Source organism: Citrobacter sp. UYEF32, assembly GCF_040546205.1.
Taxonomy (GTDB): Bacteria; Pseudomonadota; Gammaproteobacteria; order Enterobacterales; family Enterobacteriaceae; genus Phytobacter; species Phytobacter diazotrophicus.
On the sequence record NZ_JBEPNI010000003.1, the window covers coordinates 600551 to 614026 of the forward strand.

Genomic DNA, 13476 nt, shown 5'->3' on the forward strand with positions numbered 1-13476 from the left:
TTACTCGATGACGACCTCGTTACCATTAACGATAGTCTTGATTATTTTATAATCGTGCGTGAAGGCGGTCAGGTTCGCAACCTTACCCGGGGCAATGCTGCCGAGCTGCCCGTCGACGCCTATCGCGCGAGCCGGGTACAAGGTTGCCATGCGCAGTACTTCATCCAGCGCAACACCCACATGCTCGACCAGGTTCCGAACCCCTTCAATCATTGTCAGGGAGGAGCCGCTCAGCGTACCGCTTTCATCCACACACAGTCCATTACGGTAGTATATTGTTTTACCAGCAAAAATGAACTGGTCAATATCTGCCCCTGCAGGCGCCGTTGCATCTGTAACTAAACAGAGTTTGTCGCCTTTCAGGCGTTTCGCATTACGGACATTAACGTAATCGACATGCAGCCCATCTGCAATGATCCCGCAATAAACATCGGCATCATCCAGTACCGCGCCCGCAAGACCCGGTTCACGTCCGGTGATGTACGGCATCGCATTGTATAGATGCGTCGCAAACGTGATGCCTGCGCGGAAACCCGCTTTTGCTTCTTTTAATGTCGCGTTCGAGTGGCCTGCTGACACTACAATACCGGCCGCAGCCAGCTTGCTGATAACCTCAGTACCGGCCATTTCCGGCGCCAGCGTCACTTTGGTGATGACGTCAGCATTGGCGCAGAGATAATCCACCAGTTCGGCATCCGGTTTGCGGACAAATTTCGGGTTATGGGTGCCTTTTTTTACGATATTGAGCCACGGCCCTTCGAGGTGCAAGCCAAGCGCCTGATGTGCATGTTTCGCCAGATAATCACGCATCACCTGAATGCCTTGTTTCATCAGGTCATCGCTGGTGGTGATAAGCGTCGGCAGAAAACTTGTGCAGCCTGATTTTTCATTGGCGCGCTGCATGATTTCCAGCGTTTCAATGCTGACGGCTTCGGGGGTGTCGTTGAACTGCACACCACCGCAACCATTCAGTTGTACATCAATAAAACCGGGGGCCAGCGTTGCGCCATTGAGATCACGCTGCTCGATAGTGGGCGGCAGCTCAGCCAAAGGGCAGAGACGATCAATCAGGCCATCGGCGACAATCAGCGCGTGGTCATCCAAAATTTCATGGCCGGTGAAAATCCGGCAATGGGTTAAAGCATACATAACGACCCCCGGTTAACAAATGGGTGTCGTCCCGCTGGGTTTGCGGAACGAGACACAATTACAGACCTTTAATATTTTCCGCTTCTAATTCATTGAAATATTTCAATGTTTTAACTTTCAGTTCCATCGTAGACGGCTCGTCACACACCATCACTGCTTTCGGGTGCAGTTGCAGGCAGCTAATGGTCCACATATGGTTCACGTTACCTTCTACGGCCGCCTGTAGAGCCTGCGCTTTCTGGCTTCCCAGCACCAGAATCATCACTTCTTCTGCATCCAGCAGCGTACCTACGCCCACGGTCAGTGCGTATTTCGGCACCTGATTAACGTCGCCGTCGAAGAAACGGGAATTGGCCACGCGGGTGTCATGGGTCAGCGTTTTAATACGGGTACGAGAAGCCAGCGAAGATGCGGGCTCGTTGAAGGCGATGTGACCATCGTTGCCAACGCCGCCCATAAACAGGTGAATTTTGCCATAGGAACGGATTTTTTCTTCGTATTGGCGGCATTCTGCGTCAATATCCGGCGCATTGCCATCCAGGAGGTTAATATTTTCCGCCGGAATATCAACGTGATCGAAAAAGTTACGGTGCATAAAGCTGTGATAGCTTTCCGGGTGCTCCTTCGGCAGGCCGACATATTCGTCCATATTGAACGTGACAACATGTTTAAAACTAACCTGGCCCGCTTTGTGCATTTCAACTAATGCTTTGTAGGCGGTAAGAGGCGTGCCACCGGTTGGCAGGCCAAGCAGGAACGGACGATCCGCTGTAGGTTTAAATGCATTGATGCGATTGACGATATGGCGGGCCGCCCATTTACCGACTTGTTCAGCTGTTGCCAGAGGAATCAGTCTCATTATTCACCTCTAAGTTGATTAAAGTTAGCGGATTGCGTTCCAGTGCAGTGTAAAGCGTAACTCAGTTTCGCTCCCTATGGGGGCAATCCGTCTTGATTTTTTGAATGATAAAATAAGTTTTGCTGGTTAGCCAGCAAAGAGGAGGTCAAATAACGATATTTGGTGATTAAAATCACAAAAAAGGTGCTTTTAATTTGCGAGACGAATTAATTTTCAACACACTCTCAATGTAATGAAAAATGGCCGTGTTTTCAGGGTTAGTCAGACAATAAAAAGACTGTTTCTAAGGGCTCCGGTGGGGTTCAAAGGGGGAATAACGTGAATCTTTTAGGTTACTTGCAAAAGGTTGGCCGCGCGCTCATGGTGCCGGTCGCCACGCTGCCTGCCGCAGCGATTCTGATGGGGGTCGGTTACTGGATCGACCCGGTAGGCTGGGGTGGATCTAACGCGCTGGCGGCGTTCTTCATTCAATCTGGTTCTGCCATTATCGATAACATGGGCGTGCTATTCGCCGTGGGTGTTGCTTATGGTATGTCCAAAGACAAAGACGGTGCTGCTGCACTGGCCGGCTTTGTGGGTTTCCTTGTATTGACGACGCTGTGCTCGCCAGCCGCTGTCGCTATGATCCAGAAAATCCCAGCCGATCAAGTTCCTGCCGCGTTTGGCAAGATCAAAAACCAGTTCGTTGGGATCATGGTCGGTATCATTGCCGCGGAACTGTATAACCGCTTTAGCAGCGTCGAGCTGCCGAAAGCGCTCTCCTTCTTTAGCGGCCGTCGTCTGGTGCCGATCCTGACTTCTTTTGTCATGATCGCTGTCGCGTTCATCATGATGTTTATCTGGCCGGTAGTCTTCAGTGGTCTGGTTGGCTTCGGTGAGCATATCCAGAAACTGGGCTCTGTCGGTGCGGGCATCTACGCCTTCTTCAACCGTCTGTTGATTCCGGTGGGGCTGCACCATGCGCTGAACTCCGTATTCTGGTTTGATGTTGCCGGTATTAACGATATTCCTAACTTCCTGGGCGCCGCGCAGTCTATTGAAGCGGGCAAAGCGGTTGTTGGGGTTACGGGGCGTTACCAGGCGGGCTTCTTCCCGATCATGATGTTTGGTCTGCCAGGTGCCGCGCTGGCGATTTACCACTGCGCGCGTCCGGAAAATAAAGCCAAAGTCCTTGGTATTATGATGGCAGGCGCCTTTGCTGCCTTCTTTACTGGTATCACTGAACCGCTGGAATTCTCCTTCATGTTCGTGGCACCGGTGCTGTACTTCATTCACGCTGTGCTGACCGGGGTTTCTGTCTTTATCGCCGCGACTATGCAGTGGATTGCCGGCTTCGGCTTTAGCGCCGGTCTGGTGGATATGGTGCTCTCGTCCCGTAACCCGCTGGCCGTACACTGGTACATGCTGATTCTGCAAGGCCTGGTGTTCTTTGTTATCTACTACGTGGTGTTCCGTTTCACTATCCTCAAATTCAACCTGTTGACCCCGGGTCGTGAACTGGCGGTTGCTGGTGACGAAGCAGATGGCCAGGATGTGAATGTCAGCACGGCTTCCGAGCAGGATGTGACCGGTCTGGCGCGTCAGTATATTGCCGCTGTCGGGGGTTCCGCGAACCTGACCGGTATCGATGCCTGCATCACACGTCTGCGTCTGAGCGTGAAAGACTCTTCCCTGGTCAACGAAGCGCTGGCTAAACGTCTGGGTGCGAGCGGGGTTATTCGTTTGAATAAAACCGGCGTACAGGTGATTGTGGGTTTTGCGGCCGAAAAAATTGCTAATGCGATGAAAACGGCGGGCGACGTTCCGGCGGCAGGCGCAGCGGCTCCGGCAGCCGCCAGCGCGCCTAAACCGCAGGCAGTGCCGAACGTTAGCGCGGCGGTGATTGCGGAACTGGTCTCTCCGGTGACCGGGCAGGTCGTTTCTCTGGATGAAGTGCCGGATGAAGCGTTTGCCAGCAAAGCCGTTGGCGATGGCGTAGCGGTAAAACCGACAGAGAAAACGGTTGTTGCACCTGCAGCGGGTACCATCGTGAAAATCTTCAATACCAACCACGCGTTCTGCCTGGAAACTGAAAAAGGCGCGGAAATCGTTGTTCATATGGGCATCGACACCGTTGCGCTGGGTGGCCAGGGCTTCACGCGTCTGGTCGAAGAGGGGGCAACCGTTACGGCAGGTCAGCCAATCCTGGAAATGGATCTGGAATATCTGAACGCCAATGCCCGTTCTATGATTAGCCCGGTGGTATGTAGCAATATTGATGATTTCTCTGGTCTGGTTATCAAAGCACAAGGTTCCGTTGTGGCAGGGCAAACGCCGCTGTACGACATCAAGGGCTAATGATGTAATCTGAACCAGAAATAGCCATAAGCGGCAGGGGATCTTCCTCTGCCGCTTTTTTTTGCATGAATTAAAGTATTCCGTTTTGTATCTATTTTCCGTAACTAAAGGTTGTCTCTGAGGGCGGCTTATAAGATCATGTGCCGTTATATGTTGTTTACGCCTTGAGGAATCTACGATGAGTGAGGCTGAAGCCCGCCCGACTAACTTTATTCGTCAGATCATTGATGAAGATCTGGCTACTGGAAAGCACTCTACTATTTGCACCCGTTTTCCGCCTGAGCCGAATGGCTATCTGCATATCGGTCATGCGAAATCCATCTGCCTGAACTTTGGTATCGCGCAAGATTATCAAGGGCAATGCAATCTGCGTTTTGATGACACCAACCCGGTAAAAGAAGATATCGAGTACGTTGAGTCCATCAAGAATGACGTGCAGTGGTTAGGTTTCCACTGGTCAGGCGATGTGCGCTATTCCTCTGATTATTTCGATCAACTGCACAACTATGCCGTAGAGTTAATCAGCAAAGGTCTGGCCTATGTTGATGAACTGTCCGCTGATGAAATCCGTGAATATCGCGGCACGCTGACAGCGCCAGGTAAAAATAGCCCGTATCGCGATCGTACGGTTGAAGAGAACCTCGCTCTGTTTGAAAAAATGCGCGCGGGTGGTTTCGAAGAAGGCAAGGCGTGCCTGCGTGCGAAGATTGATATGGCGTCGCCGTTCATCGTGATGCGCGATCCGGTGCTGTACCGTATTAAATTTGCTGAACACCATCAGACGGGCAACAAGTGGTGCATCTACCCGATGTATGACTTTACCCACTGCATCAGTGATGCGCTGGAGGGGATCACTCACTCTCTGTGTACGCTGGAGTTCCAGGATAACCGTCGTCTGTATGACTGGGTGCTGGACAACATCACCATTCCGGTTCACCCGCGTCAGTACGAGTTCTCCCGACTGAACCTGGAATACACCGTCATGTCCAAGCGTAAGCTGAACCTGCTGGTGACTGACAAGCATGTTGAAGGCTGGGACGACCCGCGTATGCCGACCATCTCTGGTCTGCGTCGTCGTGGTTACACATCCGCCTCCATCCGTGAGTTCTGTAAACGTATTGGTATCACCAAACAGGATAACACCATTGAGATGGCGTCACTGGAGTCCTGCATCCGTGAAGATCTCAATGAAAACGCACCGCGCGCGATGGCTGTTATCGATCCGGTTAAGCTGGTTATCGAGAACTATCCGCAGGGCGCCAGTGAAATGGTTTCGATGCCTAACCATCCAAACAAACCGGAAATGGGCAGCCGTGATGTCCCATTCAGCGGTGAAATCTGGATCGATCGTGCCGATTTCCGTGAGGAAGCCAACAAGCAGTACAAACGACTGGTGCTGGGCAAAGAAGTCCGCCTGCGTAACGCGTATGTGATTAAAGCGGAACGTGTTGAGAAAGACGCGGAAGGTAATATCACCACGATTTTCTGTACCTTTGATGCCGATACGCTGAGCAAAGACCCGGCAGATGGCCGTAAAGTGAAGGGCGTTATTCACTGGGTTAGCGCGGCACACGCACTGCCGGTTGAAATTCGTCTGTATGACCGCCTGTTCAGCGTGCCAAATCCGGGTGCAGCGGAAGACTTCCTGACAGTCATGAACCCGGAATCGCTGGTCATTAAGCAGGGCTTTGCTGAGCCGAGCCTTAAGACCGCTGAGGTAGCGAAAGCGTATCAGTTTGAGCGTGAAGGTTACTTCTGCCTCGACAGCCGCCATGCTACGGCGGACAAACTGGTCTTCAATCGCACTGTGGGTCTTCGCGATACCTGGGCGAAAATCGGCGAGTAATCCCGTCTTGCCAGGATGCTAAAAACGCTGCCTCGTGCAGCGTTTTTTATTTCTCGACTGAAAATAAGTTACTGCACACCTTCTTTTTTTCTAAAATATTGTTTTAATTTTATCCAATCCTCTTTTCAGTTATTTATCGATAACGCAGACTCTGTCGCTCTGAAAGCCTTGCTGTGCAAGCTGTCAGCCGATAAGGAACAAATCTGTGTGGTGCGTCATAATCCCCGTATTCCCTTCCTGCAAATGCTTGATAATTCGCGTCGCGAAAAATATGCTTACAAACGACAGAGATAGAAACATTTTCTATAACTGTCAGTAATATTTCATTTTTTTAATTTATTGCTGTTTGCCTTTGCGCAGCACTTTTTATTTTTTCGTCAAAGAGGAACACTCATGAACGCGTTTAACGCTAAACGTAAGGCGTTAGCGTTGGCTATTGCCTGCGCCACCGCATTACCTGGTTTAACTTTCACCCCTTCCGCCAGCGCCACTGGTTTTGTTGATGATGCCACGCTCACCGGCGGGATTTACTACTGGCAGCGCCAGCGCGACCGTAAAGATGTCACCGATGGCGATAAATACAAAACTAACTTGTCGCACTCCACCTGGAATACCAATCTCGATTTCCAGTCAGGTTATGCTGCCGATATGTTCGGTATTGATGTTGCGGTCTTTGCGGCGATTGAGATGGCTGAATCCTCTGAAAGCGCGCACCCGAATGAAATCGCATTTTCCAATAGCCACAAGGTGTATGACGAAGACTGGTCCGGCGATCGCAGCGGGGCAAGCCTCTATAAAGCCGCCGCGAAATTTAAATATGGCCCGGTGTGGGCGAGGGCAGGGTACATCCAGCCGACGGGGCAAACGCTGCTGGCCTCAAACTGGAGCTTTATGCCGGGCACCTATCAGGGGGCGGAAGCCGGTGCAAAACTGGATTTCGATGATCGCGGCGCGCTGAGCTTCTCATACATGTGGGCCAATGAATACAAAGCGCCGTGGTATAACGAAACGGATAATTTCTACCAGAACGATGGCGTGAGCAAAATTGATTATGTCCACTCTCTGGGCGCATCGTACGACTTTAAAAACGATCTGATCCTCGAAGCCGCGTTTGGCCAGGCACAGGGCTATGTTGATCAATATTTTGCCAAAGCCAGCTATAAGTTTGACGTCGCGGGTAACCCGCTTTCCACCAGTTATCAGTTCTATGGCTCGCGCGACAAGGCCGATAACAACACCATTAATGATATTTATGACGGTACCGCGTGGCTACAGGCGCTCACTTTTGGCTATACGGTCGGTCCGGTGGATTTACGCCTGGAAGGGACCTGGGTCAAAGCGGATGGCCGCCAGGGCTATTTCAACTCACGTATGACGCCGCGGTATGGATCTTCCAACGGTCGCCTGGATATCTGGTGGGATAACCGCTCCGACTTTAACGCCCATAATGAGAAATCCGTCTTTGCTGGCGCTATGTATGACCTGAAAGGCTGGAATCTGCCGGGTTGGGCGGTCGGTGCATCGTATGTATATGGCTGGGATGCCAAACCGTCCAATGTCTCCTCTGGCGATAAATATTACGATGCGGGAAATTCCATTAAAGAGTCGGCGTACAGCCTTGACCTGCTTTATACGGTGCAGGAAGGGATGGCAAAAGGCACCTTATTCAAGCTGCATTTCACCCAATATGATAACCATTCCAATATCCCGAGTTGGGGCGGTGGATATAACAACATCTTCCAGGACGAACGTGACGTGAAGTTTATCGTCATTGCGCCCCTGAATATTTTCTAATGCGAGGGAATGCCATGATGACGAAACCTATATTGCTTGCCCTGATGACGCTGGGGCTTGCCGCCTGTGTGCAACAGCCGCAGGCACCAAAGGAAGATGCGCGATTAAAAGAGGCTTATAGCGCCTGTATTACTACGGCAGAAGGTTCTCCGGAGAAAACGGCGGCGTGCAGAAGTGTGCTGGATGTCCTGCGCAAAGAGAAAGCGCACCAGCAATTTGCGCAGGAGGAGAGCGTGCGCACCCTGGATTATCAGCAGTGCCTTGAAGCGACGCATACCGGAAACGGGCAGGCGGTACAATCTCGCTGTGACCAGATCTGGCAGGAGATACGCCACCATAACACAGTGAATTAACCGTCTGAAAAGGCCCGCTTCGGCGGGCTTTGTCGTGTGGTGAAAGCAGAAAATAAAAAAGCCAACCCGGAGGTTGGCTTTATAACGATGCGGGTAATTATTTATCAGCCGCTTCGTGCGCGTTTTCGTCAGTACGGCAGTCACCTTCAGCGCAGTGGCCATACAGGTAGAGACTGTGGTTCGTCAGACGAATACCATGCTTAGATGCGATTTCACGCTGACGCGCTTCAATAGAGTCATCGCTGAACTCGATCACTTTGCCGCAATCCAGGCAAATTAAGTGGTCGTGGTGATGCTGCTGCGTCAGTTCAAAGACGGATTTACCGCCTTCAAAATTATGGCGGGTCACAATCCCGGCATCGTCGAACTGGTTAAGTACACGGTACACCGTGGCCAGCCCAATCTCTTCGCCCATGTCGATCAGGCGCTTATATAGATCTTCCGCACTGACATGATGGTTCTCCGGCTCCTGAAGCACTTCCAGGATTTTTAACCGAGGAAGCGTGACTTTCAGGCCGGCCTTCTTTAATGCGGTATTGTTGTCAGTCATGCGGAATCTGTCCTGTTGCTAAACGATTCACTTCCCGTTGGGAAGCTACAAGGAATGCACCTGGGATAATGCGTCTCATTATAGAACTGCCATGCCTGAATGAAAACTGCAAGTCCTCAAGTAAAGTAAGCTTATAAAACGTGGTAGCGTCTACAAAGTCCTTTGGGCTACCCGTTTTAATCAGGGGCCATTGTACAGCGCTGGAGAAAAAAGTTAAAAAATTGTAGCAATTATTTCCATCGCTTTTATCTATTAATCCGGCGCAACCAGCAGGTTGCGCCAAACATCATCAGGCATTGAGGATGTCGTTCAGATGAAGTTCTTCGGAAATCTGTTTTACCCATTTGTCGACGCGGCCAGCGGTCAGTTCAGGCTGACGGTCTTCGTCAATGGCAAGGCCAACGAAATGGTTGTCGTCTACCAGACCTTTTGACGCTTCAAAATGGTAACCTTCGGTCGGCCAGTGGCCTACAATAGTGGCGCCACGCGGTTCAATGATGTCGCGAATGGTGCCCAGCGCGTCACAGAAGTACTCTGCATAGTCTTCCTGATCGCCACAGCCAAACAGAGCGACCAGTTTGCCGTTAAAATCGATATCTTCCAGCGTCGGGAAAAAGTCATCCCAGTCACACTGTGCTTCACCATAATACCAGGTTGGAATGCCAAGCAGCAGGATGTCGTAACCTTCCAGATCCTCTTTGCTGCTTTTAGCAATGTCATGCACATCGGCAACATCTTTACCAAGTTGAGCCTGGATCATCTTTGCGATGTTTTCGGTATTACCGGTATCGCTGCCGAAAAAAATGCCTGTGATTGCCATGAGTAAAATAACCTCTTGAAACTTAATGATATGGTGGTGGCGATTGGCCCACGGATAAGGGCAATCATAGCAGATCAGAGAAGCACGCGGAAACTGCAATCACGCAAGACTGCACTCTGTGCAACATGAAAGTGAATTTTTGCGATAATTCAGAGGATTTCCTGGTCGTTCAGCGCGTTAAGCTGAGCCAGTAACATCTCTTCAATCAGTTCGCTCCGGCTCATTTCCCGCGCATCCGCCAGCGCGTTTAGCGCGTCGACAGCCTCGGCGTTGAGTTTTAATTCGACGCGTTTAAGCCCACGAACCTTGTCGCGTTTAAGCTGATTGCGCTTATTGATGCGCAATTGCTCGTCGCGAGAGAGCGGATTGGTTTTAGGACGTCCCGGGCGACGTTCATTCGCGAACAGATCTAATGTCGTGCGGTCCGTTTGTTCTTTAGCCATGATTTAAGAATACTACGGGAAGTACAAGCAATCGGGTCATAGCCCGGGCTGATTAGCGCGCCATCATACATCAGCGATGCGGACACGCCAACGACCGGGCGCTTTCAGGCAACCGGTCGCCGGGTTTTTAATCAGTTTGTCTTTTCAGCGAGATAACGGCGGATGGCGCGCAGAACCGCTTCTGGCTTTTCTGCATGTACCCAGTGCCCGGCACCGGCAATGACATGCGCGCCTGCCTGCGGGAACTGTTGCAGCAGTTCGTCACGATACTGTTCGGTAACATAGGGCGAGTTGCCGCCAGGGATAAAGAGAGCAGGGTGGTTCCAGGCTGGCACAGTTTCCCAGCCCACTATATGGGGGTACTGATCCCACAACGCGGGCACATTGAAGCGCCACTTGCCATCGACAAACGACTTAAGCAGAAACTGTATCACCCCTTCTTCATTTATATGCTCACGCATAACGGCGGCGGCCTGCTGGCGCGTCGTGACGCCGGCGTCGGTCACCGCATTGATGGCGGCAAAGATCTCATCGTGACGGCGTACATGGTAATTGACCGGGGCAATATCGATAGCGACGAGCTTGTCGATGCGTTCAGGCGCCAGTGCGGTAAAGGCCATCACCGCTTTCCCCCCCATGGAGTGACCAACGAAAGTCGCGCGCTCAATACCGTGGGCATCAAGGGTATCCAGTAAGTCCTGTGCCATCGCCGGATAATTCATCTCCGGTGAGCGTTCGGAAAGGCCATGATTACGCATATCAACCTGAATAATATCATGGTCATTGACGAGGTCGCGGGCAAGCACGCCAAGGTTGTCCAGGCTACCAAATAAACCGTGAACCAGCACGATGGGGGAATTGTTGTGCGATTGTTGTGCAGATTGCGCTCGGGTATTCAATTTCATGGCAAAGTTCTTTTTTTCGCTCTTTCGGATTAAGGTATTATGTTGAACATTCTGCCGTCCGGCTGCAAGGTTTTGACACACTCTGACTTTGCCGCCATCCTGGTTTGACGCTATCCGCAGTTGGGATTTGACTTTATAATCTCAATAACTTGTATTCAGAATAGACACTGCACTGGATTAAGATGAAAACGATCGAAGTTGATGATGAGCTCTACAGTTATATTGCCAGCCATACAAAGCACATTGGCGAGAGCGCATCCGACATTTTACGGCGCATGTTGAAGTTTTCCGCCGCTTCGCAGCCAGCTGCCGCTGTTCAACTCGCGAAAGAAACCCCTGCACCTGTTACGGTTGAAGAAGTGAAACCGGCTAATACGGCAAAAGATAAAGTCCGCGCGGTGCGTGAACTGCTGCTCTCTGACGAGTATGCAGAGCAGAAAAAGGCCGTTAATCGCTTTATGCTGGTGCTGTCTACACTTTACTCATTAGATAAAAAAGCTTTTGCAGAATCCACTGAGTCTCTGCATGGGCGCACCCGCGTATACTTCGCGGCGGATGAACATACCCTGTTGCAAAACGGCAATCAGACGAAGCCAAAACAGGTGCCTGATACCCCGTACTGGGTTATCACTAACACGAATACGGGTCGTAAATGCAGCATGGTGGAGCACATCATGCAATCAATGCAATTCCCGGCGGAATTGATTGAAAAGGTTTGCGGCACAATTTAATCCTTGCATAAAAAGGACCAGGCAATGGCTAACCACGAACGTGCGGGGCAACCTGCGCAACAGAGCGATTTGATTAACGTCGCCCAGCTTACTGCGCAGTACTATGTGCTGAAACCAGAAATCGGCAATGCTGAGCACGCGGTAAAATTTGGTACGTCAGGTCACCGCGGCAGCGCGGGGCGTCACAGTTTTAACGAACAACACATTCTGGCAATTGCTCAGGCTATCGCCGAAGAGCGCGCCAAAAACGGTATTACCGGTCCATGCTATGTCGGTAAAGACACGCACGCTCTGTCTGAACCTGCCTTTATCTCTGTACTGGAAGTGCTGGCGGCGAACGGCGTTGATGTGATTGTGCAGGAAAACAATGGCTTCACGCCGACCCCTGCGGTGTCCAACGCTATTCTGGTGCACAATAAAAAAGGTGGCGCGCAGGCTGACGGTATCGTCATTACCCCGTCACATAACCCACCGGAAGATGGCGGTATCAAATACAATCCGCCAAACGGTGGCCCGGCTGATACCAACGTGACCAAAGTGGTTGAAGATCGCGCGAACGCGCTGCTGGCTGATGGCCTGAAAGGTGTGAAACGCATTACGCTGGATGCCGCACTGGCATCCGGTCACGTGAAAGAGCAGGATCTGGTGCAGCCGTTTATCGAAGGGCTGGCCGATATCGTCGATATGGCGGCTATCCAAAAAGCGGGCCTGAAACTGGGCGTTGATCCTCTGGGCGGTTCCGGTATCGAATACTGGAAACGTATTGCGGCGTTCTACAAGCTTGACCTGACTATCGTTAACGATCAGGTTGATCAAACCTTCCGCTTTATGCACCTCGATAAAGACGGCGTGATCCGCATGGACTGCTCCTCTGAGTGTGCTATGGCCGGTTTGCTGGCGCTGCGTGACAAGTTCGACCTGGCCTTTGCCAACGACCCTGACTATGACCGTCACGGTATCGTGACGCCAGCCGGGCTGATGAATCCGAACCACTACCTGGCGGTCGCGATTAATTACCTGTTCCAGCATCGTCCGCAGTGGGGCAAAGATGTCGCCGTGGGTAAAACCCTGGTCTCTTCTGCCATGATTGACCGCGTGGTGAATGACCTGGGTCGTAAGCTGGTGGAAGTGCCGGTCGGCTTTAAATGGTTTGTTGACGGTCTGTTTGACGGCAGTTTCGGCTTCGGCGGCGAAGAGAGCGCAGGGGCCTCCTTCCTGCGTTTCGACGGCACGCCGTGGTCTACCGATAAAGACGGTATCATCATGTGCCTGCTGGCGGCGGAAATCACCGCGGTTACGGGTAAAAACCCGCAGCAACATTACGATGAGCTGGCCGCACGTTTCGGCGCGCCGAGCTACAACCGTCTGGGTGCCAGCGCAACCTCCGCACAGAAAGCGGCATTGTCCAAACTCTCTCCGGAAATGGTCAGTGCCAGCACGCTGGCGGGGGATCCCATCACCGCACGTCTGACGGCAGCACCGGGTAACGGCGCGTCTATCGGTGGTCTGAAAGTGATGACTGACAACGGCTGGTTTGCTGCCCGTCCGTCAGGTACAGAAGACGCCTACAAAATTTACTGCGAAAGCTTCCTCGGTGAAGAACACCGTAAGCTGATTGAGAAAGAAGCGGTAGAAATTGTCAGTGAAGTGCTGAAAAACGCGTAATCCTCATCAGGCCCTGTTCAGGGC

12 protein-coding genes are annotated in these 13476 nt (G+C 51.7%); 6 read left to right on the top strand and 6 right to left on the bottom strand.

Annotated elements, in window-relative coordinates; all coding sequences use genetic code 11:
• Nucleotides 1-1149 carry an N-acetylglucosamine-6-phosphate deacetylase gene (nagA, locus tag ABIB59_RS11140; RefSeq protein WP_354035422.1) on the bottom strand — a complete coding sequence of 383 codons (1149 nt, stop codon included), beginning with the start codon at nt 1147-1149 and terminating at the stop codon, nt 1-3.
• Nucleotides 1150-1207: 58 nt separating this feature from the next.
• The gene (gene nagB, locus ABIB59_RS11145) at nt 1208-2008 is read right to left on the bottom strand and encodes a glucosamine-6-phosphate deaminase (protein WP_041852108.1); all 801 of its coding nucleotides are present in this window, start codon (nt 2006-2008) and stop codon (nt 1208-1210) included.
• A gap of 318 nt (nt 2009-2326) precedes the next feature.
• Between nagB and nagE the strand changes: the two genes are divergently transcribed.
• The 4 genes from nagE to chiQ all read left to right on the top strand — a co-directional run bounded on the left by nagE (nt 2327) and on the right by chiQ (nt 8338).
• A complete protein-coding gene (gene nagE, locus ABIB59_RS11150; protein ID WP_125125100.1) occupies nt 2327-4345 on the top strand; it encodes an N-acetylglucosamine-specific PTS transporter subunit IIBC in 2019 nt (672 codons plus the stop codon).
• Nucleotides 4346-4523: 178 nt separating this feature from the next.
• Nucleotides 4524-6191 (top strand): glutamine--tRNA ligase, encoded by a 1668-nt coding sequence (glnS, locus tag ABIB59_RS11155; protein ID WP_107223645.1) that lies wholly within the window; start codon nt 4524-4526, stop codon nt 6189-6191.
• 393 nt (nt 6192-6584) lie between these two features.
• Nucleotides 6585-7985 (top strand): chitoporin ChiP, encoded by a 1401-nt coding sequence (gene chiP, locus ABIB59_RS11160; protein WP_079498369.1) that lies wholly within the window; start codon nt 6585-6587, stop codon nt 7983-7985.
• A 17-nt stretch (nt 7986-8002) separates the two neighbouring features.
• Nucleotides 8003-8338, top strand: coding sequence for a ChiQ/YbfN family lipoprotein (gene chiQ, locus ABIB59_RS11165; RefSeq protein ID WP_079498421.1), 336 nt, complete (start codon nt 8003-8005; stop codon nt 8336-8338).
• Between the two features lie 97 nt (nt 8339-8435).
• Here the strand turns inward: chiQ and fur are convergent, their stop codons facing one another.
• From fur to ybfF, 4 genes are all read right to left on the bottom strand, one after another.
• The gene (gene fur / locus ABIB59_RS11170) at nt 8436-8888 is read right to left on the bottom strand and encodes a ferric iron uptake transcriptional regulator (protein ID WP_041852104.1); all 453 of its coding nucleotides are present in this window, start codon (nt 8886-8888) and stop codon (nt 8436-8438) included.
• Between the two features lie 289 nt (nt 8889-9177).
• Nucleotides 9178-9708: a flavodoxin FldA gene (gene fldA, locus ABIB59_RS11175; RefSeq protein WP_071193856.1), complete on the bottom strand. Its 531-nt coding sequence runs from the start codon at nt 9706-9708 to the stop codon at nt 9178-9180.
• Nucleotides 9709-9857: 149 nt separating this feature from the next.
• The gene (gene ybfE / locus ABIB59_RS11180) at nt 9858-10151 is read right to left on the bottom strand and encodes a LexA regulated protein (protein ID WP_041852102.1); all 294 of its coding nucleotides are present in this window, start codon (nt 10149-10151) and stop codon (nt 9858-9860) included.
• Nucleotides 10152-10282: 131 nt separating this feature from the next.
• On the bottom strand, nt 10283-11056 hold the full coding sequence (gene ybfF, locus ABIB59_RS11185; RefSeq protein ID WP_354035426.1) for an esterase: 774 nt from the start codon (nt 11054-11056) through the stop codon (nt 10283-10285).
• Nucleotides 11057-11238: 182 nt separating this feature from the next.
• Here ybfF and seqA point away from each other — a divergent pair, with 182 nt between their 5' ends.
• The gene (gene seqA / locus ABIB59_RS11190) at nt 11239-11787 is read left to right on the top strand and encodes a replication initiation negative regulator SeqA (RefSeq protein WP_071193854.1); all 549 of its coding nucleotides are present in this window, start codon (nt 11239-11241) and stop codon (nt 11785-11787) included.
• 24 nt (nt 11788-11811) lie between these two features.
• Nucleotides 11812-13452 carry a phosphoglucomutase (alpha-D-glucose-1,6-bisphosphate-dependent) gene (gene pgm / locus ABIB59_RS11195; RefSeq protein WP_041852099.1) on the top strand — a complete coding sequence of 547 codons (1641 nt, stop codon included), beginning with the start codon at nt 11812-11814 and terminating at the stop codon, nt 13450-13452.
• The last annotated feature ends 24 nt before the right edge of the window (nt 13453-13476 follow it).